The 19150-nt window shown below is 44.4% G+C and carries 19 protein-coding genes; 14 read left to right on the plus strand and 5 right to left on the minus strand.

The genetic code is table 11. The annotated features are described in order from the left end of the window. Window positions 1-149 precede the first annotated feature (149 nt). From N0824_RS19520 to N0824_RS19530, 3 genes are all read left to right on the plus strand, one after another. Entirely contained in the window at window positions 150-1097 is a 948-nt protein-coding gene (locus N0824_RS19520; protein ID WP_046663344.1) for a F0F1 ATP synthase subunit gamma, read from the plus strand. Between the two features lie 388 nt (window positions 1098-1485). Beyond that, window positions 1486-2124: a MotA/TolQ/ExbB proton channel family protein gene (locus tag N0824_RS19525; RefSeq protein WP_108937987.1), complete on the plus strand. Its 639-nt coding sequence runs from the start codon at window positions 1486-1488 to the stop codon at window positions 2122-2124. Window positions 2125-2142: 18 nt separating this feature from the next. After that, the gene (locus N0824_RS19530) at window positions 2143-2712 is read left to right on the plus strand and encodes a biopolymer transporter ExbD (protein ID WP_108937953.1); all 570 of its coding nucleotides are present in this window, start codon (window positions 2143-2145) and stop codon (window positions 2710-2712) included. Here the strand turns inward: N0824_RS19530 and N0824_RS19535 are convergent, their stop codons facing one another. Then, a complete protein-coding gene (locus N0824_RS19535) occupies window positions 2713-3063 on the minus strand; it encodes a hypothetical protein (protein WP_108937954.1) in 351 nt (116 codons plus the stop codon). 413 nt (window positions 3064-3476) lie between these two features. Between N0824_RS19535 and N0824_RS19540 the strand changes: the two genes are divergently transcribed. Further along, the gene (locus tag N0824_RS19540) at window positions 3477-4670 is read left to right on the plus strand and encodes an NAD(P)/FAD-dependent oxidoreductase (protein ID WP_108937955.1); all 1194 of its coding nucleotides are present in this window, start codon (window positions 3477-3479) and stop codon (window positions 4668-4670) included. On the opposite strand, the gene N0824_RS19545 is transcribed toward N0824_RS19540, so the two are convergent. Further along, window positions 4650-5069 (minus strand): GAF domain-containing protein, encoded by a 420-nt coding sequence (locus N0824_RS19545; RefSeq protein ID WP_108937956.1) that lies wholly within the window; start codon window positions 5067-5069, stop codon window positions 4650-4652. The genes N0824_RS19540 and N0824_RS19545 overlap by 21 nt on opposite strands. A 299-nt stretch (window positions 5070-5368) precedes the next feature. Between N0824_RS19545 and N0824_RS19550 the strand changes: the two genes are divergently transcribed. The 3 genes from N0824_RS19550 to N0824_RS19560 are packed head-to-tail and all read left to right on the plus strand — an operon-like array spanning window position 5369 to window position 8549. Beyond that, complete coding sequence (locus N0824_RS19550) at window positions 5369-6466, plus strand: RRXRR domain-containing protein (protein ID WP_108937957.1); 1098 nt, start codon at window positions 5369-5371, stop codon at window positions 6464-6466. A gap of 59 nt (window positions 6467-6525) precedes the next feature. Next, entirely contained in the window at window positions 6526-7860 is a 1335-nt protein-coding gene (locus N0824_RS19555; protein WP_108937958.1) for an AAA family ATPase, read from the plus strand. Further along, the gene (locus tag N0824_RS19560; RefSeq protein WP_046663352.1) at window positions 7857-8549 is read left to right on the plus strand and encodes a Rho termination factor N-terminal domain-containing protein; all 693 of its coding nucleotides are present in this window, start codon (window positions 7857-7859) and stop codon (window positions 8547-8549) included. The genes N0824_RS19555 and N0824_RS19560 overlap by 4 nt, the downstream gene beginning before the upstream one ends. Before the next feature lie 264 nt (window positions 8550-8813). Here N0824_RS19560 and N0824_RS19565 read toward each other — a convergent pair whose 3' ends face one another. Continuing rightward, window positions 8814-10001 carry an RNA-guided endonuclease TnpB family protein gene (locus N0824_RS19565; protein WP_108937959.1) on the minus strand — a complete coding sequence of 396 codons (1188 nt, stop codon included), beginning with the start codon at window positions 9999-10001 and terminating at the stop codon, window positions 8814-8816. Between the two features lie 204 nt (window positions 10002-10205). Here N0824_RS19565 and N0824_RS19570 point away from each other — a divergent pair, with 204 nt between their 5' ends. Continuing rightward, window positions 10206-10409, plus strand: coding sequence for a type II toxin-antitoxin system HicB family antitoxin (locus tag N0824_RS19570; protein ID WP_002776494.1), 204 nt, complete (start codon window positions 10206-10208; stop codon window positions 10407-10409). A gap of 14 nt (window positions 10410-10423) precedes the next feature. Continuing rightward, on the plus strand, window positions 10424-10630 hold the full coding sequence (locus N0824_RS19575) for a type II toxin-antitoxin system HicA family toxin (protein ID WP_012266944.1): 207 nt from the start codon (window positions 10424-10426) through the stop codon (window positions 10628-10630). 254 nt (window positions 10631-10884) lie between these two features. Here N0824_RS19575 and N0824_RS19580 read toward each other — a convergent pair whose 3' ends face one another. Further along, window positions 10885-11601, minus strand: coding sequence for a 1-acyl-sn-glycerol-3-phosphate acyltransferase (locus N0824_RS19580; RefSeq protein WP_046663353.1), 717 nt, complete (start codon window positions 11599-11601; stop codon window positions 10885-10887). Between the two features lie 156 nt (window positions 11602-11757). Here N0824_RS19580 and metG point away from each other — a divergent pair, with 156 nt between their 5' ends. Together metG and N0824_RS19590 are read left to right on the plus strand one after the other, a co-directional pair. Then, a complete protein-coding gene (metG, locus tag N0824_RS19585) occupies window positions 11758-13371 on the plus strand; it encodes a methionine--tRNA ligase (RefSeq protein WP_108937960.1) in 1614 nt (537 codons plus the stop codon). A 100-nt stretch (window positions 13372-13471) separates the two neighbouring features. Continuing rightward, complete coding sequence (locus tag N0824_RS19590) at window positions 13472-14077, plus strand: NYN domain-containing protein (protein ID WP_002776500.1); 606 nt, start codon at window positions 13472-13474, stop codon at window positions 14075-14077. 220 nt (window positions 14078-14297) lie between these two features. Here N0824_RS19590 and N0824_RS19595 read toward each other — a convergent pair whose 3' ends face one another. Then, the gene (locus tag N0824_RS19595) at window positions 14298-15494 is read right to left on the minus strand and encodes a DNA double-strand break repair nuclease NurA (protein WP_108937961.1); all 1197 of its coding nucleotides are present in this window, start codon (window positions 15492-15494) and stop codon (window positions 14298-14300) included. Between the two features lie 288 nt (window positions 15495-15782). On the opposite strand from N0824_RS19595, the gene rpsL reads away from it, so the two are divergent. The 3 genes from rpsL to fusA all read left to right on the plus strand — a co-directional run bounded on the left by rpsL (window position 15783) and on the right by fusA (window position 19011). Beyond that, a complete protein-coding gene (gene rpsL / locus N0824_RS19600) occupies window positions 15783-16166 on the plus strand; it encodes a 30S ribosomal protein S12 (RefSeq protein WP_002740176.1) in 384 nt (127 codons plus the stop codon). A 155-nt stretch (window positions 16167-16321) separates the two neighbouring features. Beyond that, complete coding sequence (gene rpsG / locus N0824_RS19605) at window positions 16322-16792, plus strand: 30S ribosomal protein S7 (RefSeq protein ID WP_002758831.1); 471 nt, start codon at window positions 16322-16324, stop codon at window positions 16790-16792. A gap of 143 nt (window positions 16793-16935) precedes the next feature. After that, a complete protein-coding gene (gene fusA, locus N0824_RS19610) occupies window positions 16936-19011 on the plus strand; it encodes an elongation factor G (RefSeq protein ID WP_108937962.1) in 2076 nt (691 codons plus the stop codon). Window positions 19012-19150 lie beyond the last annotated feature (139 nt).

Genomic DNA, 19150 nt, shown 5'->3' on the forward strand with positions numbered 1-19150 from the left:
AGTAAACAGTGACCAGTAAACAGTGAAAAGATGGCCAGAAACTACTATTTAGTACTGCTCACTTAACACATACTGCTCACTTAAAACTCCAATCTGATAACTGATAACTGATGACTGATAACTGATAACTGATAACTGATAACTGAATTATGCCTAATCTCAAAGCGATTCGCGACCAAATTCAATCGGTCAAAAATACCAAAAAAATTACCGAGGCCATGCGTCTGGTGGCGGCCGCCAAAGTGCGCCGCGCCCAAGAACAAGTTCTCTGTACCCGTCCTTTTGCCGATGCCCTCGCTCAGGTACTTTATAATCTCCAAGGTCGTTTAGCCTTTAGTGATGTTAATTTACCCCTACTGGCCCAACGGGAAGTAAAAACCGTGGCTCTGTTGGTAGTCACAGGCGATCGAGGTCTTTGTGGCGGTTATAATACTAACGTCATCCGTCGTGCCGAACAACGGATGAATGAATTAAAAGAGCAAGGGATTAACTATCAATTAGTTGTTGCTGGCCGAAAAGCAGCACAATATTTCGAGCGCCGCAATGCTCCCATTGCCGCTAAATTTATTAACCTCGAACAGATTCCCACTGCCGATGAAGCTGGCACGATTGGGGATGAATTGCTTTCCTTATTTTTATCGGAAACTGTTGATCGTGTCGAGTTAATTTATACTCGTTTTATCTCCCTGATCAGTTCCACTCCGGTGATTCAAACCCTGTTACCTTTAACTACCCAAGGTTTAGCGGTACAGGATGACGAGATTTTCCGTTTGGTGACTAAAGAGGGAAAATTTAAGGTACAACGGGAAAAAATGGCCAGCCAACCAGCGCAGGTTTTTCCCCAAGACATGATTTTTGAGCAAAATCCCGTCCAAATTCTCGATTCTCTCCTACCTTTGTACTTAAATAACCAATTACTGCGCGCCCTCCAGGAATCGGCAGCTAGTGAATTAGCAGCCCGGATGACAGCGATGAGTAACGCCAGCGATAACGCCAGCGAGTTAATTGGCACTTTAAGCCGTACCTACAACAAAGCGCGTCAAGCCGCTATTACGCAAGAATTGTTAGAAGTAGTAGCGGGAGCCAATGCTCTCTAGGTTTAAGCCAGTTTTTCTTTTAATTATCAGTAGGAGTGATTATTTTCACTCCTTTTTTTTATAGTAGCTGGCGTAAAATCCCACACCCTGCCCCACGAAAAACCTTTTCGGCAAACCCCAGATAGCCGTGGTTTAGACTTCTCAGGCCAGAATTAGCTTCAAATAGAGTCGGGGCAATCCCTAATGCCTTTTTTGACATCTTCGGGCCTCTTGAAAAGCCCCATCTCATCCTGTATTGTAAGTCAGCGGAAGAACTATAAATGTCAATCGATTAAGCTAAATCTTAAACTATAATCCTTAAACTATAATCATTACCCGATCGCCCGGTATTGGAGGGACAAAACAACTCGTGAGTATAACTGATTTAATCCAAAAAGGCGGAGTGGCTATGTGGCCGCTGCTTTTTCTGTCTATTTTAGCTCTTAGCACTATTATCGAACGAATTTGGTTTTGGAGTCGCACCCTCCTGAGTGAGGGCCAGATTTTAAATCGCATTATGGAATCCGCCATCCGTAACTGGGATTTGGCAGCAAAAGTCGCTAGGGATTCCCGCAATCACCCCATCGGTAGCTATCTTTATGCTCCCCTGCGCTTAGAAAATCCAGATCCAGAGGTTTTTCACTTTGCCCTCGAATCGGCTGCCGATGAACAATTATCCTTAATGAAACGGGGCGATAAAATTCTTGAGGCAGTCATCGCCCTTTCTCCCCTGCTAGGATTATTAGGGACGGTACTCGGTTTAATTACCTCTTTGGCCAATATTCAACTGAGTGACCTGGGAACTTCCTCCACAGCCGGAGTAACTTTAGGTATTAGTGAAGCTTTAATTTCCACCGCTACCGGCTTAATTGTCGCTATCTTTAGCCTCGCTTTCTATCGTGTTTTTCAGGGACTCTGGTTCAATCAAGCTAGAATTTTTCGCAAGGCCGGCAGTGATTTAGAAATTATCTACCGTCAACGTTGGCTAGATGGAGAAGACCAACAATACTCCCTCAGTGCTAACCTAGAAAAACCTCTCGATCGCTAAATCTCTCCCTAATCACCCATGGCCGAAACTAAATCTCTTAACCACAAAAAGCCAAAAAGTAGCCATATTACGGCTCGTCCGCTCAAATTATGGCATGATCAACACCGCATTCAAGAGGATGTGCAGGTTAATATCGTTCCCCTGATTGATGTAATTTTCTGTATTCTCACCTTCTTTATTCTCGGTGCAGTGGGATTATCTCGCCAACAGGCCATCAGCCTCGATTTACCGAAAGCTAGTACCGCCACCACCCCGATGCGGGAAATGTTGGTGGTTAGTCTCGATGATTTCGGACAACTCTACGTCGAAAAACAGATGGTGACTCGTCCCCAGTTATTCGAGGCAATCAAGAATTATCATCAATATAGTCCCAATGGACTGATGGTACTGAATGCCTCCAGAAATGCCAGTTATAACGAAGTGGTAGGGGTTTTAGACCTGCTGCGACAGGTGGGCGGCGATCGCGTGGCTTTAGCGACTCTATCGGGGGAGGCTAACAATCCCACCCTAGAAAATAGCAATCCTTTGCCCAATTTACCGACTAATCCCACCTTACCCGGTTCAACCAATCCTCTGGGCAGAAATTAACTAGGAATGGATGCGATAGCTGAGTAATTGTTCTTCGAGAGCAGCAATGCGATTGTAAGCCGCCGTCAATTGTGCCGTTAATCGGCGAATTTGGATTTCATCGGCAAAAGAATTATCTCCACTGACAGCCGGGGCCTGTTTGCCACCGTGATCCCGGAGAATATCTTTATGATCGTAGAGGCTATTATCGGATAACTCGGAAAAACCCACCATTTCTAGGGATTCTCGCGGAGAACGACTCGATTTATCCCCAGCTAGGATAGCAATTTGCCGGCTGAGGCTTTCGACAATATCCTGTAGATGATCGACTTTCCGATCAAGACTGATAATCTGTTGTTGTAGTCCATTCATGCAATTACCTAGGGATTAAGGAGGTTTCCCCTCTATGCTAGGCTCTAGAAGAGATGGACTATAACAATTTATGATTGATTTAACGATTCCTTTACTGCCCTTAACTCATCTTAATATATTGCCAGAGTCAACCGGCTGCACCCGATAGTACTTCTATTAGAAATTAAGGTAAGCTGTTGAGCAGTAAGCCTCGATTTTAAGGAACTAATTATGTTTAAAAATTGGTCTTTCGACGATTGGATGAATCATATTCTTTTTCTGGCTACAATTGTGGCTTTGCTGACGATTTGGCTGGGTAGATAAATAAAAACTATTTTTCTTTCCTTGCTTTACCGAAAATTTGGGTTTCAGGTTCCCCGTCCATTTTACGGCAGGGAGTGTCAAAATAAGAAACAAAACCCTCAGCGATCGATATGACTGACTCAAGCCCAAAAATTTGTATTCTCGGTGGTGGTTTTGGTGGACTCTATACTGCTTTACGTTTGAGTCAATTGCCTTGGACCGATCAACACACCCCCCAAATTACCTTAATTGATAAAAACGATCGCTTTTTATTTTCTCCCCTTCTCTACGAATTAGTCACCTCAGAACTGCAATCCTGGGAAATAGCTCCCCCTTTCAGCGAATTACTCGCTAATACCCCCGTTGACTTCCAACAGGGAACCGTCACGGCGATCGATGTTAATAATCATAAAATAACCCTTGACAATAAAAACGATATATGCTATGACCGCCTCGTGATCGCCCTCGGTGGTCAATCTTCCCTTGACTTCCTACCCGGGGCCAGAACCCACGCTATCCCCTTTCGTAGTCTAGAGGATGCCTATCGTCTTCGGGATCGACTTAAAACCCTAGAACAATCCGATCGCGATAAAATTCGGATCGCCATTATCGGGGGCGGTTATAGCGGCGTAGAATTAGCCTGTAAGCTGGCCGATCGCCTCGGAGAAAGGGGAAGAATTCGTCTGATCGAAAGAAATAGCGATATACTTGGACCTTCAACCCAATTTAACCGCGACACCGCCAAAAAAGCCCTAGAAAAACGTCTGGTTTGGTTAGACCTCGAAACCACCGTCGCCGATATCCAAGCGGATCGCCTCTCCCTTGACTACAAAGGACAGATCGACAATATCCCCGTTGATCTAATTCTCTGGACCGTTAGTCCGATCGCCTCCCCACTGCTCGCTAATTTGCCCCTAGCACATAATGAGCGCAAATTACTAAAAGTTAATCAATATTTACAAACTGTCGAAAACCCCAGCATCTACGCGATCGGCGATGCGGCCGATAGTCGCGATCAAGACGATAAACCATACGCTGCCACGGCCCAAGTGGCCCTTCAACAGTCCGACTACTGCGCTTGGAATATTTGGGCGAGTTTCCACGATAAACCAGCTTTACCCTTCCGTTATCAACCTTTAGGCGAAATGTTGACCCTCGGAGTCGATGAAGCTACCATTAGCGGTTTAGGACTAGAATTAGCCGGTCCCCTTGCCCATCTTACCCGTCGCTTAGTCTATCTCTACCGTCTGCCCACCCTTAACCATCAAATCGCCGTAGCATTCAACTGGATTACCCAACCGCTTTTATCCCTCATTTCTGAGTAGCGAGTTCAGATATTCCTCCACTAACAAACTATCTCGATCGGTCAATTCCTGACCATCGAGACGATTTAAAAGCATTACTGCACCAAATAACCGATTATTAACCCTAATTGGCACAGCTAAAGCCGTTTTTATCCCCAAAGCCACCGCTATATCCTGACGAATGCGATTATCTCCTCGGGTTTGTCCCACCACCACCGGACAACTACCCCGGTAAACCACCGTACACAATCCCGACGTGGCAATATCACCCCTTTTGCCCACAATTGCCTGGCTGTTTTTACCCGCACCCGCGCGATAATCAATACTATCACCGTCAAATTCGGCAATGATAACCGTTTCTGTTGGAATTAAACCTAAAATTTCTTCAGCAATGCGATCGAGATTAGTTAATTTTTCCATAATGGGTTAGGGGTTGAGGAAATGGGGTGTTATACTCAAAAAAAGAGCAATTCATTAACTTTAGTCTATAGTTTGTGAACTGAAGTCACTAACCCCGCCCTAAAAGGGACGGGGTTTGCCTAAACCAATTTAGGCGACGCAAGTAGAGACTACCGCATCGAGACACAATCTGGCACAGACCTCCGAATACTTCCCTAGTTCGGATTCCCTCTCAGCTTTATTGGTAAAGCGTTGTTAGACAAGACATCTTGATTGTGTTGCGGTAAGGGACTTTAACTTTACTCTTAAGGATTATCTCCATGGCAAGAGTTCCTGTTATCTCAAAAGACGGAAAACCGTTAATGCCCACCAAACCCAGTCGGGCTAGACGGTGGATTAAAGAAGGAAAAGCTATCGGCAAATTCAACGACTTAGGTATTTTCTATGTCCAGCTAATCGATGAACCTTCCGATAGTAAAACCCAAACGATTGCTATTGGTATTGACCCAGGTAAATTATTCTCTGGAATTGGCGTTCAATCCTCTCTTTTTACTCTTTGGAAGGCTCACTTAGAACTTCCTTTTAAACGAGTAAAAGAGCGGATGGACAATCGGTGCTTAATGCGAAGAGGACGTAGAGGAAGACGGATTAACCGCCAACTTCCTTTTAATCTAAGAGCGCATCGACAAAAACGATTTTCAAATAGAAGACAAGGAAAATTAGCTCCCTCAATCAGAGCTAATCGTCAACTTGAACTTCGAGTCGTTTCCGAACTAACCAAAATCTATCCAATTACCGATATTTATTTTGAGTACATCAAAGCCGATATTGATCTAACTTCCGGTAGAAAAGGAGCTAAGTCTGGAAAAGGTTTTTCGCCGGTTATGGTTGGACAAAAATGGGCTATTGAGCAACTGTCTCAATTGGCAACAGTCCATACTCGCGTTGGTTGGCAAACCTCTAATCTCAGAAAACATTTGCGACTAGAAAAGTCTAAAAATAAAGCAGAACAATCACCAGAAAGTCATGCTAACGATGGAATTGCTCTTGCCTGTTTTCAATTTTTAGATTATTTGCCATTCCATACTTCTAATGGACATGGATATGATTGGAAGGGTTATGTTAAAGTAACAAACGCTCCCTTTGCTGTCATCAAACGTCCTCCTGTTAGTCGTCGTCAACTTCACCTGATGGTTTTTTCTAAAGGTGGTAAACGACGTAAATATGGTGGCTCTACCACAAGACATGGGTTCCGTAAAGGAGATTTAGTTTCTTCTCCCAAAGGGATTGGTTATGTAAGTGGAGATACCGAAAAACAGCTATCTGTAAGCGATACCAATGGTCAACGATTGGGACAGATAGCTGTTAGTAAGATTCAGTTAATTCGTCGTTCTAACGGTTTAATTGTTTCTCGCTAACTCATATAAAGCTGCCCTCCGCTATCGCTAAAGGGCGGGGTTTCAGACCCATTTTTTCGATGAAAGATAACACCCCCAAAGTAAAAAGTCTCAAATCTTATCTTCAGCATTTGCCTCAAGATGCGTCGGAAGCGATCGTTAGCACCAACTTTGCACCTTACCTGATATCATATTTAGGATTTTCAACCACGGAGATAATTCCACAGTACGACACGGGAGGCGGTGGGATTACCGACTTTGCCACTCGGAGAAACCTAGAAAACGATATTTTTTTGCAGACAAAGAGTAATCCTTTTCTGCTGATAGAGTTAAAAGGTAGAGATATTAACCTAACTGAAAATAGTCCAAGTTATAAGGCAACTGTCAATCAGTTAAAGCGTCAGTTATTAGGGAATAACTGTAAAGCATCCCAATGGGGAATTATCACTAACGGTTCACACATCCAGTTATTTAGAAAACATGGTAAAATCATTTTTCCTGCCACTACTTGCATAGCAATAACTCCTGAGAACATTGATGAGACCGTAGCTCTGATCAAGACAAAAATTGACAAGACTCCCAAAGCATTAACGGTTACTGTTTACAATAATAAAGGCGGTATAGGCAAAACCACCACCACCGTAAATCTTGCCGCTTTCCTTGCCCTTTTAGGTAAAAAAGTTTTAGTTTTAGACTTTGATTTTAATCAACGAGATCTAACTAAATCTATCCTAACTATAAACCCAGAAGATGGACTACTAGAAAAGGCTTTAACTGACCGCAATATTGATATAAAATCAGTGATCATTCCCTATATTTTTAAGAATTCAAAACGACAAATTACTTTCGATGTTGTTCCTGCTGATCCTAAAATGGCAGAGTATCCGGAATTTCAGTATAATTCTCAAATGAAAATATTCACTCTCCATAGAAAATTAGACTTAGCTAGATATGAATATGATTACATCTTTATAGATGCAGCTCCCAATTGGCGATTTCCTAGCCAGCTGGCTGTTTATGCTGCCGATGTTGTCCTCTTACCCACAAAACATAACAATTCATTCTCCCTTAATAATGCAGCCACTGCCATCAAGGAGTTTCTGCCGCAAATGCAAGAATTAAAAAAAGATGGGACTCCCATAGCCTTACCAATTTTTTTCAACGGTGAGAAGATTACTCAACCACAGTTAGAACTTGCCCAAAAAGAAATTAATCAAATACTAAAAAATGACAAAACCCTTGTACACTATTTTTATCCCAGATACACTAATGCCAGTAAAAATTTACATATTCATCACCTGCCAGAATACGCTATTATAGCCAGTGCTGCCTTCGCTCGCGTGCCTGCCGTCTATAAAAATCGTTCCGCTTATGACTACTACCAAGACTTAGCAAAGGAGTATTTTTTACAATGATGGAATATACCGATATTGGTACTTTGAAGTATCTCTACTTAGATGAAATAGAAATTACCAATGGGACCGATGCTGATAGTTTTTTAATTGAAGTTGCTGCCAAACTATTACAGCAGACAGGTGGACGCAATTGGCTGCCTGTAATCGTCAAAGAATTATCAGAGGATCGCTATGAAGTTATCGGCAACTCATTTGTTTATGCTGTGGCTGAAAGGGCTGGACTAGAAAGAATTTGGTGTATTATTGCCGATGGAACAGAAGATGCTAGGAATATATCCAGAGTTTTGGCAAGAGAAGAAACCCCAAAACTAAATCTGTCAACAGCTTCAAGAGAAGAAATTAAATCTGCTTTACAGTTCTTAATTGAACAACCGAATAGCCCCCTAAAAACAGTTAAATTAGCTACTGCTACTGCTAGGATTGATGAGGCTCCCCGTCAATTCTGGAAGAGTTTAGACTCAATTGTTGCCCTCAAGTGTGGAATTACAAAAGGGAAGGGATTAGATTTACTCAAAACTGTCTTTTATCTCACTCCTGAATCTCAACAAGATGCAGTGATTGAGGAGTTTTCAGAAGAAACTCTCAAACTTAAGACTGTTTCCGAATTAAAGACTCTAGCCAAAGAAAAAGGAATCGTTGGTTTAAGCAAGATGAAGAAAGCAGAGCTAGTCAGAATATTGGCGCAATAAGAAAAAGGAGTATGAATTATGAATTATGAATTATGAATTATCAATTGCTAGAAGATATTGAAAGTGAATTAAAATGGCAGCAAAGCCTTTCTAACGAAGATATGGAATTGGGAGCTTTTTCAACGTGAACCACTATCGAGTCATCCCGGGCTTGAGCATTGATTATGCTTGTGGAGTCCATCTGTTATCATCTTGGGTAGTTCTCTAAGGATTTAGTCCCTTTGACATCCTCGCCGCCGTAAAACGGACGGCGATTCCCAAACCTCACGATTTGGGTTTCTGCTTCTTTCCCGAAGGATTTTTCGCACCTGCCGCCCCAGTTTTACTCTGTTCTGGTCTTATGGTCGCTCTACAGACTGACACCGCAAGCCCTGCGGCCAAAATGTTTTTACTGGCGTTAACATCTCGGTCATGGTGAATCCCACAGTCTGGACAATCCCATTCTCGAATATTTAACGGCATTTTCTCAGCAATATACCCGCAATTACTACACTTTTTAGAGCTAGGAAACCATCTATCTATTTCGATGTAATTTCTTCCGTACCAACGGCATTTATAGGCTAACTGCCGAGTGATTTCTCCCCAACTAACGTCAGATATTGCCTGAGATAATTTAGGGTTTTTGACCATATTCTTGACGGCTAAATTCTCAACCACAATCGTTTGGTTTTCACGAACTAATTGAGTGGTTAGCTTGTGTAAATGGTCTTTTCTGTTATCAGTAATTTGAGCGTGAATTCTGGCTACTTTGATTTTTGCCTTTTCTCGATTCTTTGAGCCTTTCTGTTTTCTAGAAAGATTTTTTTGTGCTTTTCCCAGTCTCCGATAATGCTTTTTAAAATGCTTGGGATTAGATACTTTATCGCCATTGCTGGTAATTACTAGGCTACTAATTCCTAAGTCAATTCCAATGGCTTTATCTGTTACTGGTAAAGGCTTAATCCTTGGGTCATCAAATCTAATTGAAATATGCCAACGTCCAGAAGGATGTAATCTGACTGTTACTGTGCTTGGTTCACAGCTTTCTGGGATTTGTCTTGACCATCGAATAGGTAAGGGTTCCGTGCATTTGGCTAAATAGATTTGTCTGTCTTTAAATTTAAAAGCAGACTTGGTAAATTCGGCACTTCCTCCCTGATGTTTTTTCTTAAAGTTAGGATACTTAGTACGACCAGCAAAGAAATTAGTAAAAGCTGTTTGTAGGTGTCTTAACCCTTGTTGTAAAGGTACACAGCTAACTTCGTTTAAAAAGTCTAATTCTTCTTGTTTTTTCCAATCGGTCAACATTGAAGAAGTTTGAACATATCCTACTCTTTCTTGCTTTTCGTACCATGCTTGTGTTCTGAGATGGAGAGCTTTATTGTAAACTAATCTTACACAGCCCAATGTGCGCCGCAATAGCGACTCTTGTTCGGGTGTGGGGTAAAATCGAAACGAATAGGCTTTTTCCATACCTCACATTTTAGCATATAGCGTTTTTCAGTCTGCTGAGGTACAAAAGTTATGGGTTTTAGGCAAAAGGCAAGAGGCAAAAGGCAAAGGGGAAGAAAATAGGTGTACCTCACTAGCTTAGGAAACGCTATATATTTCGTAAATGTGCTAATATTTAACAGTAAAGCCGTCGTAGAACGACGGGGTTTCAGACCCAAATTTTCGATGAAATGGCGAGTGATACTTGAACCCGATCCCGATACAAACGAATGGGCAATTTGGTGTCCGGAACTGCCCGGATGCACATCTGCCGGTATTACACAAGAGGAAGCTCTCAATAATATACGCGAAGCGATCGAGCTTTATTTACAACCTGATGCTATCGACCTTCTACCAGGAGCAGTAATCCGTGAGGTTATGGTGGGATGACTCGACTCAGGAGAATGAATGCTGACGAGGTTGAGCGCATATTACGCAAGTATAACTTTGAACTGATCTCTCAGAAGGGTAGTCATAGAAAATGGCGTGGTAGGGATCAAGATACTCAAGTTATCGTACCTTACCATCAAGGGAGAGATTTACCTACTGGAACATTGCGTAACATCATGATTACAGCCATGATCCCAGAAGGAGAGTGGAAATCTCCATAAACTTCATCTAAAGTCCATCTGTCTAACCAATCACTGCACCCGACCGAGAGTTAGACTGATAATATCATTCAAGGTTGGGCTTCGGCCGTGAGCTTTTGCCGAACGGTTGAAGCATGAAACCCAACGCCCGATCATGTTAGGCTACTGCTAACCCATCCTACAAATAATTGTGTCTCCCTACTTATAACAAATCACTCCAGTATCAATTATGAGTTAGGAAGTGGGAAGAAAAAAGCTGCCGACTGCCTCCTGACCTACCCTTTCAGCAATAAATCGCTAATTTCCGACTGACAATGACCAATTAAACGATTAAGGGCTTTTTTTCCTTGTTTACCTTGATAATCTGAGCGATCGCTCTCAGTAATTCCATAGGGACGACCGATCGCCACCTTGACACGATGATAAAAGACAACGGGATGCCAACCATCTTGATCGAATAAAGGTTCCGTGGTATCTAACCAGCGCAGCAAACGCACGGGAAAAGGACTAATAACAGTTTCCGACTCGGAGAGAATAGCCACAGGTAAGACAAATAAATTCTCCACGGGACAACGCAGGGCTAAATGGGCAAATCCGCTCTGAAAACGGCTAATTTGACGAGGAGCAGTCAAATTTAACATCGGCGATCCACCTTCTGGAAATAAACCGATCCATCGTCCGGACTGTAAAAAATCCGTTGCTTGCCGAAAAAAAGTCCGGTGGCGTTTTTCAGGGGTATCAAAGGGAAAACATCCCAATTCTCCGATTAATTCCCGCAAAAGCGGCGTTTTTCCCATGTAGTGATGACAGGCGATCGGGAGAGTTTTGCCCAAAGCTTGAATTAAGATCGGCGCGTCCAAAAAGCTACGATGGTTACTTACCACGATCGCCACTCCTTGGCCGGGTAGATTTTCTTGACCGACGGTAAACAGACTCGTGCGCGTGGTATCAAGAATTAAACGAGAGGTGGATAGGGGGGTAAGCAGCTTCATGGAAAAAAAAAATCGGCCTTAAGATTGTTTTTATTGACTTAGACTACAACTAAAGGATAAAACAGAATTAGAGGATCATAAAATATAAGGGATTATGTCCCAATCATCTACGGACCAGCCTCGGGGCAGCCTCGTCTATTTAAAAAAATAAATTTCATGAATGATTTGAATGAGCGAAAAACATTTGCTTTAACAACACCTCTTTATTATGTCAACGATATCCCTCACATCGGTAGTGCTTACACGACGATCGTAGCGGATGTTATGGCACGATGGCAGCGGTTACAGGGCAATTCTGTCCTCCTAATTACAGGAACCGACGAACACGGACAGAAAATCGAACGGACTGCGGCAGCCAAAGGACTCAATCCCCAGGAACACTGCGATCGCATCGCCACCAGTTTTGCCAATCTCTGGGCCAAGCTACACATCCAGTATGATCGCTTTAGTCGCACCACTGCCCCCCGTCATCAGGCAATTGTTAACGAATTTTTTGAAAGAGTCTGGGAAAAAGGCGATATCTATCTCGATCGCCAACAGGGTTGGTATTGCGTCGCCTGTGAAGAATTTAAGGAAAAAAGAGAACTGTTAGATAATGGCTGTTGTCCCATTCATACTAATCTGGCCGCCGAATGGCGCGACGAGGAAAACTATTTTTTCCGTCTCTCTAAATATCAGACGCAACTAGAACAACTTTACCAAGAGCAACCCGATTTTATTCAACCGGAAAGCCGACGTAATGAGGTTCTCAACTTTGTCAACCAAGGACTACAGGACTTCTCCATCTCTAGGGTTAATGTGGCTTGGGGGTTTCCCATTCCCCACGATGGTAAGCATACCATCTACGTTTGGTTTGATGCCCTTCTTGGCTATGTTACCGCCCTTCTCGACCCCGAAGACGAACCCACCCTAGAAAATGCCTTGGCCAAATGGTGGCCGATCGATCTGCATCTGATCGGTAAAGATATATTAAGATTCCATGCCATTTATTGGCCGGCTATGCTAATGTCGGCGGGTTTACCCTTGCCCAAAAGAGTGTTCGGCCATGGCTTTTTGACCAAAGACGGGCGGAAAATGGGCAAAAGTCTCGGTAATACCCTCGATCCCTTCGATTTGGTTGATCGCTACGGGGCCGATGCCGTCCGTTACTATTTCGTTAAAGAGATTGAATTAGGACAGGATGGCGATTTTCAGGAAACCAGATTTGTTAATATTCTTAACGCGGATTTAGCCAACGATTTAGGCAACCTCCTCAATCGCACCCTAGGCATGGTCAAAAAATACTGCCAAAATATCCCCCCCCAGTTGACTGGCGTAGATATCCCCAACGATAATCACCTTAAGAATATGGGGATCAATTTAGGAGGCATTGTTGAACAGAAGTACAATGCGCTACAATTTGATCAAGCCTGTGAGGAAATATTGGCGTTAATTCGTGCTAGTAATAAGTTTATCGATGAGAGTGCGCCCTGGAGTTTATTTAAACAGAAACAACAAGCAGCGGTAGAACAAGTCCTCTACGCAGTTTTGGAATCAGTAAGACTCTCTGCCTACCTACTTTCACCGATAATACCGACCTTGAGCAGTAAAATTTATCAACAACTGGGTTTTGTTATTGATTTTAATACTTTCAGGTCGGAGGACGGAGAAAACTCCCCTGATCGTGTCTCTTTTTCCCAACACTGTCAATGGGGATTACCCACAAATCCACAACTGGGAACACCTGAACCGATCTTTTCTAAACTAGAACTGCCGTTAAACGATTCCTAAAGGAATTTTTTGATAACTCTATTTTTTAAGGTCTGTTGTCCTTTGGGACACAACTGGCAAACACCCAACACTAAACTTTTAACAAACGAGGAAAAATAAAATGTTTGATGATTATGACACAGCCCCAGTCTTTACCCCCGAACAAGTGCTAGAAAATCGCGGTCGTGTGGCGATTTTCATCGATGGTTCTAATTTATTTTATGCGGCTCTGCAATTAGGTATCGAAATTGACTACACTAAATTACTTTGTCGTTTAACTGCCGGTTCTCGTCTCCTGCGCGCCTTCTTTTATACTGGAGTTGATCGCACTAACGAAAAACAGCAGGGGTTCCTCCTCTGGATGCGTCGCAACGGCTATCGAGTCATCGCTAAAGATCTAGTACAATTGCCCGATGGTTCCAAAAAAGCCAATCTCGACGTGGAAATCGCCGTGGATTTAATGGCGCTAGTGGGTTCCTATGATACCGCAGTCATTGTCAGTGGTGATGGGGATTTAGCCTATGCTGCCGATTCCGTTAGTTACCGTGGTGCGCGAGTGGAAGTGGTTAGTTTGCGATCGATGACCAGTGATAGTTTAATTAATGTAGCCGATCGCTATGTTGATTTAGATCAAATTAAAGAAGAAATTCAAAAAACTAGCAAACATCACCTTGGTTATAATAATTTCCCCGTCAGCGTCTTGGATCAAGATCGAAGCGGTCGCTAGAAAAATTCAGCAAAAATCAAGTTTAAGGTGGGTAATTCCCACCTTTTTCAGTTATCAGTTATCAGTTATCAGTTATCAGTGACCAGTTATCAGTTATCAGTGACCAGTTATCAGTGACCAGTTATCAGTGACCAGTTATCAGTGATCAGTTATCAGTGACCAGTTATCAGTTATCAGTTATCAGTTATCAGTGACCACTCCCCATCTGCTGCCTCCTCAATTAAGCGATACTACTGCGCTTTCTCGCTTCCTTATAAGATGTTCCCACATCCTGTAAACCGACTTTAATCATTTGTTGTTCCAAAAGGGCAAAAAAACGCAGGCGATCGCCACCTTTAATCACCGCTAAATTGTGCGCTTCCGCTAAGGCGATCGGATAACCATAACCTTTTAACACCTGGGCCAGTAAAATACTCAAAGAGCGATCGAGTAATTCTCGATCCTCCACCACCCAAGCAGGAACCTCTACCCTAGCGATTTCCGTCCCCACATGGAGATAACAGAAGTAAATACGATGCTCATCCCCATAAAGATCGAGTATTTTCAAAGAACTGCGCCAAAAAGGACTTCTTTGCCCCGGTTCCAATAAATAACCCCAGACAGAGGCATCCCGGAGAGGATCGACAACGCGACAAGGGGTTTTGTCTGGCTCTAAATCACCGCAATTGATCAAGCAATTGGGAGTATCATGGGGACAAGATTGTAAACGCAGGAAATTTAAGCCTTCCGTGCTGCGAGAAGCACTAATATAACCTATAAGCGGGATTCTAGCTGATTTTAAATCGTCCCAAGACTGAAAAATCGGTGGCAAAATTAAATCTTTTGCTTCCGGGGGGAGACTATCGATAAACCAATAGATCAAAGAACCATCCACGAGGGCTAAATTTGGTTCATAATGGGCGCCGGGGGGTTTTACCCAACGAGTAGCCATTTCTGCTAACATTTGGCTTTCTAATACCGTCCGACGATAACTCATCCACTCATCCACGCGAATACCCCACTGTTTAGAAATGTAGAGGTCTTCTGATTTGTAATAGACTTCGGGAATGCTATCGAGGAGAGGGTGTAAATTTTGACCATAGTGCAACATGATCCTACCGATATTAATTAGATAACAGTAGGCGATTTCGTGGTGAGAAGGGGCAATCTGGGAACCATCCGTGGCAAAAACGCTATGACTTTCGGGGGGGGGAAGGATACTAATGCGGGTGTCGAGAGGTTCGATCGGTAGCGCGACAGAGAAAATTAGGCGATCATGCCAGTTATGATAGAGTTCTAGCAGTTTTTCCTGTTGCTGTTGAGCCTGTTCTAAAAGAATTTTAGCCCGTTGCACTCGCTCACGACTAGCTGTCACTTCCTGTTGAAAATGTTGACTGATTCCTGGCATTTTTGCCGCTAATTTCGCAAGATCGAGCATAGCTATCCTCTCCCTGACTTTTTTTGATTTTATCGCAATTTCCTGTCTCTAAAGATAATTTTGTCAATTATTGCCAAATTTATCCATAATACCTGCGGTTGCCGCCTTTCCTTCCACAGCCACCCAGATTTTGCTATCTAGCCAAAAAGACAATCTCTAACCTCTAAACCGGAGAAAAGCACAATCGCTGACTTGACAACAAGAGCGACAATTTGCTATAATGACCTTTTGTCAACGATTTGACCTTCGGTAATAGGAGTTCAGAGTAACCTTAGATACAGCCCTATCATGCCCACCATTCAGCAATTAATACGCGACGAAAGATCCAAAGCGAAAAGAAAAACCAAATCTCCCGCCCTCAAACAATGCCCCCAACGCCGGGGAGTTTGTACAAGAGTATACACCACCACACCGAAAAAACCCAACTCAGCCCTACGGAAAGTGGCCAGGGTACGTTTGACCTCTGGATTTGAGGTGACAGCCTACATCCCGGGCATCGGTCATAACCTACAAGAACACTCGGTCGTCCTCATTCGCGGCGGTCGGGTCAAAGATCTACCCGGAGTCAGATACCACATCATTCGCGGCACCCTCGATGCCACCGGGGTGAAAAACCGTCAAAAGGCGCGGTCTAAGTACGGAACCAAACGCCCCAAACCCGCCGCTAAATAAACAGGAAATTGATTAACCAAAAAAATACTCCCACCGAGTCGGTCAAAGTTAACCCAAGAGACTGAAAACTCGCAGGAGAGGGTTTGAGATGGGCTGTAATCATCCGACTGTCAAGCAAAAGTTAAAGTTAACCTAGAAAATTCAGGAATATTCCGATGTCTCGCCGTAAAAACGTCAAAAAACGTCCTATTCCCCCCGATCCCGTTTACAATAGCTGTTTAGTCAGCATGACTATCCGCCGGATCATGCGATCGGGCAAAAAATCCCTGGCCGCTAACATCGTCTACGATGCCCTGAAAACCGTCGGCGAACGTACCGGTCAAGAACCCCTAGAAGTATTTGAAAAAGCCGTTAAAAACGCCACCCCCCTAGTGGAAGTGAAAGCCCGTCGGGTCGGTGGAGCCACCTATCAAGTGCCGATGGAAGTACGCAGCAACCGTGGTAGTACATTGGCACTGCGTTGGTTAGTCCATTATGCCAGAACCAGAGGCGGCAAAACCATGGCAGGTAAACTGGCCAACGAGATCATGGATGCCGCCAATGAAACCGGCGGCACAATCAAAAAACGGGAAGAAACCCACCGGATGGCAGAGGCAAACAAAGCCTTTGCCCACTATCGTTACTAAGAAAGATACTTTAAAGATACTTTAAGGGCGGTGGACCACACCGCTGCCGCCAAAAAACTGTCAAGAAAAGTATAGAATTGTAAATAGTGTAAAAAATCCTAGAACAAAACCCCATCACTGGCAAGCAAAGCAAGGAGGTTGCTGTGGCACGGACTATCCCGCTAGAGAGAGTGCGAAACATCGGAATCGCCGCTCACATAGACGCGGGCAAAACAACGACAACAGAAAGAATCCTGTTCTACACGGGAGTCGCTCATAAACTGGGCGAAGTCCACGACGGAACGGCAATTACCGACTGGATGGAACAGGAACGGGAGCGAGGAATCACCATCACCGCCGCCGCCATCAGTACCAGTTGGCAAGATCATCGCATCAACATCATTGACACCCCCGGCCACGTCGATTTCACCATTGAAGTGGAACGTTCCATGCGGGTACTCGATGGCGTGGTGGCGGTTTTCTGCTCTGTTGGTGGTGTACAACCCCAATCGGAAACCGTCTGGAGACAAGCCGATCGGTACAAAGTACCCCGGATTGCCTTTATCAACAAAATGGACAGAACGGGAGCGAACTTCTTCAAAGTTTACGAACAATTAAGAGATCGCCTTAGAGCTAACGCCGTTCCCATCCAAATGCCGATCGGCGCAGAAAGCGAACTGAGCGGGATCGTTGATCTCGTCAAGATGCGCGCCTATATATATAAGGACGATCTAGGGAAAGACATAGAAGAAACCGACATTCCCGAAGACTTATTGAAAAAGGCCGAAGAATTCCGCCTGCAGCTGGTGGAGGCTGTAGCAGAAGCGGATGAAGAACTCCTAGAAAAATATCTAGAAGGTGAAGAACTCACCGAAGCCGAAATCAAACGCGGTCTGAGAGAAGGGACGATTGCTGGTACAATTGTTCCCGTCCTCTGCGGCTCGGCTTTCAAAAACAAAGGGGTACAACTGCTCCTCGATGCCGTGGTAGATTACCTACCCTCGCCATCGGAAGTAGCCGCCGTTAAAGGGATTCTCCCCGATGGTAGCGAGGCAATCCGGGAAGCCAAGGACGATGCGCCCTTCTCGGCCCTGGCCTTCAAAATCATGGCGGATCCCTTCGGTCGTTTAACCTTCCTACGGGTCTATTCCGGTGTGTTAGCCAAGGGCAGCTACGCCTACAACTCCACCAAAGGAACCAAAGAACGGATCGCTCGCCTGATCGTCCTCAAATCCAACGAACGGATCGAAGTGGATGAACTGCGCGCCGGTGATCTGGGAGCGGCGATCGGACTGAAAAACACCATTACCGGGGATACCCTCTGTGATGAGAAAAACCCAGTTATCCTAGAATCCCTCTTTATCCCCGAACCGGTGATCTCCGTGGCGGTGGAACCGAAAACCAAACAGGACATCGAGAAACTCAGCAAAGCTCTGCAAGCTCTCTCCGATGAGGATCCCACCTTCCGGGTCAAAGTTGATCCCGAAACCAATCAAACGGTAATCGCCGGGATGGGAGAACTGCACCTGGAAATTCTCGTCGATCGAATGCTGCGGGAATACAAAGTCGAAGCAACCGTGGGCGCTCCCCAAGTTGCCTATCGGGAAACCGTCCGCAAACCCGTACGGGCCGAGGGTAAATTTATCCGTCAAAGTGGCGGTAAAGGACAGTACGGCCACGTCGTCATCGAACTCGAACCGGGTGAACCCGGATCTGGCTTTGTCTTCGTCTCCAAAATTGTCGGTGGTGCTATCCCCAAAGAATACATCAACCCGTCAGAACAAGGGATGAAAGAAGCTTGCGAATCGGGGATCGTTGCGGGTTATCCCGTCATCGACCTGAAAGCAACCCTTGTGGATGGTTCTTTCCACGATGTGGACTCCTCCGAGATGGCCTTTAAGATTGCCGGTTCCATGGCGATCAAGGAAGCGGTGATGAAAGCTACCCCCGTTCTCCTAGAACCGATGATGAAGGTCGAGGTGGAAGTACCCGAAGACTTCATCGGTAACGTCATCGGTGATCTTAACTCCCGTCGGGGACAAATCGAAGGTCAAGAAACCGAGGCTGGCATCGCCAAAGTGTCCGCTAAAGTCCCCCTAGCGGAAATGTTTGGTTACGCCACTGATATTCGCTCCAAAACCCAAGGACGGGGCATCTTCACCATGGAATTTAGCCATTACGAAGAAGTCCCCCGCAACGTGGCCGAGGCGATTATCACCAAAAGTAAAGGGAACGGCTAATCAGTGACCGGTGAGCAGTGAGCAGTGAAGACAAACCGATCATTTAAATTTGATCGGTCAACCCTAATAACTGCTAACTTAAAACTGATCTCCGGTGACTGATTAATGTTCACCCACCTGAAGAAGAAAAAAAAACAAA

The sequence above is a fragment of the Microcystis sp. 0824 genome, assembly GCF_003112475.1.
Taxonomy (GTDB): Bacteria; Cyanobacteriota; Cyanobacteriia; order Cyanobacteriales; family Microcystaceae; genus Microcystis; species Microcystis aeruginosa_C.

Coding starts and splice junctions, on each gene's coding strand:
- N0824_RS19520 (WP_046663344.1), top strand. CDS start 150: ATGCCTAATCTCAAAGCGATTCGCGACCAAATTCAATCGGTCAAAAAT.
- N0824_RS19525 (WP_108937987.1), top strand. CDS start 1,486: ATGTGGCCGCTGCTTTTTCTGTCTATTTTAGCTCTTAGCACTATTATC.
- N0824_RS19530 (WP_108937953.1), top strand. CDS start 2,143: ATGGCCGAAACTAAATCTCTTAACCACAAAAAGCCAAAAAGTAGCCAT.
- N0824_RS19535 (WP_108937954.1), bottom strand. CDS start 3,063: ATGAATGGACTACAACAACAGATTATCAGTCTTGATCGGAAAGTCGAT.
- N0824_RS19540 (WP_108937955.1), top strand. CDS start 3,477: ATGACTGACTCAAGCCCAAAAATTTGTATTCTCGGTGGTGGTTTTGGT.
- N0824_RS19545 (WP_108937956.1), bottom strand. CDS start 5,069: ATGGAAAAATTAACTAATCTCGATCGCATTGCTGAAGAAATTTTAGGT.
- N0824_RS19550 (WP_108937957.1), top strand. CDS start 5,369: ATGGCAAGAGTTCCTGTTATCTCAAAAGACGGAAAACCGTTAATGCCC.
- N0824_RS19555 (WP_108937958.1), top strand. CDS start 6,526: ATGAAAGATAACACCCCCAAAGTAAAAAGTCTCAAATCTTATCTTCAG.
- N0824_RS19560 (WP_046663352.1), top strand. CDS start 7,857: ATGATGGAATATACCGATATTGGTACTTTGAAGTATCTCTACTTAGAT.
- N0824_RS19565 (WP_108937959.1), bottom strand. CDS start 10,001: ATGGAAAAAGCCTATTCGTTTCGATTTTACCCCACACCCGAACAAGAG.
- N0824_RS19570 (WP_002776494.1), top strand. CDS start 10,206: ATGAAATGGCGAGTGATACTTGAACCCGATCCCGATACAAACGAATGG.
- N0824_RS19575 (WP_012266944.1), top strand. CDS start 10,424: ATGAATGCTGACGAGGTTGAGCGCATATTACGCAAGTATAACTTTGAA.
- N0824_RS19580 (WP_046663353.1), bottom strand. CDS start 11,601: ATGAAGCTGCTTACCCCCCTATCCACCTCTCGTTTAATTCTTGATACC.
- metG (WP_108937960.1), top strand. CDS start 11,758: ATGAATGATTTGAATGAGCGAAAAACATTTGCTTTAACAACACCTCTT.
- N0824_RS19590 (WP_002776500.1), top strand. CDS start 13,472: ATGTTTGATGATTATGACACAGCCCCAGTCTTTACCCCCGAACAAGTG.
- N0824_RS19595 (WP_108937961.1), bottom strand. CDS start 15,494: ATGCTCGATCTTGCGAAATTAGCGGCAAAAATGCCAGGAATCAGTCAA.
- rpsL (WP_002740176.1), top strand. CDS start 15,783: ATGCCCACCATTCAGCAATTAATACGCGACGAAAGATCCAAAGCGAAA.
- rpsG (WP_002758831.1), top strand. CDS start 16,322: ATGTCTCGCCGTAAAAACGTCAAAAAACGTCCTATTCCCCCCGATCCC.